The organism is Myxococcus qinghaiensis (genome assembly GCF_024198215.1).
Taxonomy (GTDB): domain Bacteria; phylum Myxococcota; class Myxococcia; order Myxococcales; family Myxococcaceae; genus Myxococcus; species Myxococcus qinghaiensis.
This window is the reverse complement of the sequence record NZ_JAKCFA010000086.1, coordinates 1-1,175: the sequence shown is the minus strand read 5'-3', so window position 1 is coordinate 1,175 and position 1,175 is coordinate 1. Positions and strand designations below refer to the sequence as shown.

At 66.0% G+C, this 1,175-nt stretch carries 1 protein-coding gene; it reads left to right on the top strand.

Annotation, left to right across the window (positions count from 1 at the left end):
- Positions 1–83 precede the first annotated feature (83 nt).
- Positions 84–1,175: IS4 family transposase (locus LZ199_RS45965; RefSeq protein ID WP_254000188.1), on the top strand; the 1,092-nt coding region annotated here is incomplete at its 3' end.

The window sequence follows — 1,175 nt, the reverse complement described above, 5'->3', positions numbered from 1 at the left end:
CAATGCTGATCAGTTAGGTAGCCCTTGCATGGGGCTACCAAGCTGGTTGAGGGTGTGGCGATCTCGCTCTTGGAGATCGCTACATGGGGCTGGCTCAGGCCGTCCAGGGCGCCGCGTTGGTGGCTCCCGAGCAGTTTGACCGGTTTCGCCAGCACATCGACCCGGTGTGGGTGGAGGAAGCCGTGGTGGCCACCGGCTTCGCCTCCTTGCGCCGACGGCGCCTGCCGGCCGACCAGGTCGTCTGGTTGGTGGTGGGCATGGCGCTCATGCGCAATGAATCCATTGAGCGCGTCGCCTCGTTTCTGAATGTGGCCCTGCCGGCCGGCACGGGCCCCAAGCCCGTCGCGCCCAGCGCTTTGACTCAGGCCCGCCAGCGGCTGGGCGATGAGCCGATGGAATACCTGTTCAATTCAACGGCCTCGCACTGGGCCCACCGCAGTGCGAAAGCCCACCCCTGGCGCAAGCTGGCCGTCTACGCCCTGGACGGGACGACACTGCGGGTGCCGGACTCGCCCGACAACTGGGAGCAGTTTGGCGGCAATCCCGGCAATGGCATTCGCGCAGGCAGCGCCTATCCCACCGTGCGGGCGGTGGCACTGATGGCGGCGCGCTCTCACCTGGTGGCGGCGGTGCGCTTTGGGCCCTACGCCACAGGGGAAGTGACGTTGGCGGCGGAGTTGTGGAGTCAGCTGCCGGAGAACTCGGTCGCCATTGTTGACCGCAACTTCACCGCCGTGCGGGACCTGCTGGAGATTGCAATGGGGGCGAAGAATCGCCACTGGCTGGTGCGGGCCAAGGCGCACATGAAGCCCGTCCGGGTCGCAACCCTCGGCCCGAACGATGACCTGGTGGAACTGCCGGTCACCCGGCACATGCGAGCTTCGAGTGCCAGGCCCATGCCCGAAGTCGTCCGCATGAGAGCCATTCGCTATCAGCGTCCCGGCTTCCGTGTCGGAGTGCTGCTGACGTCGCTGCTGGACCCGAAGAAGTACCCGGCCGAGGAGGTTGTCCAGCTGTACCACGAGAGATGGGAAATCGAGCTGGGGTACGACGAAATCAAGACGCACCTGTTGGACCGACAGGAAGCCATCCGCAGCCGCACGCCGCAGGGCGTGCGGCAGGAGGTGTGGGGCATTCTGCTGGCGTACAACCTGGTGCGTGTCGAGATGGAGCGA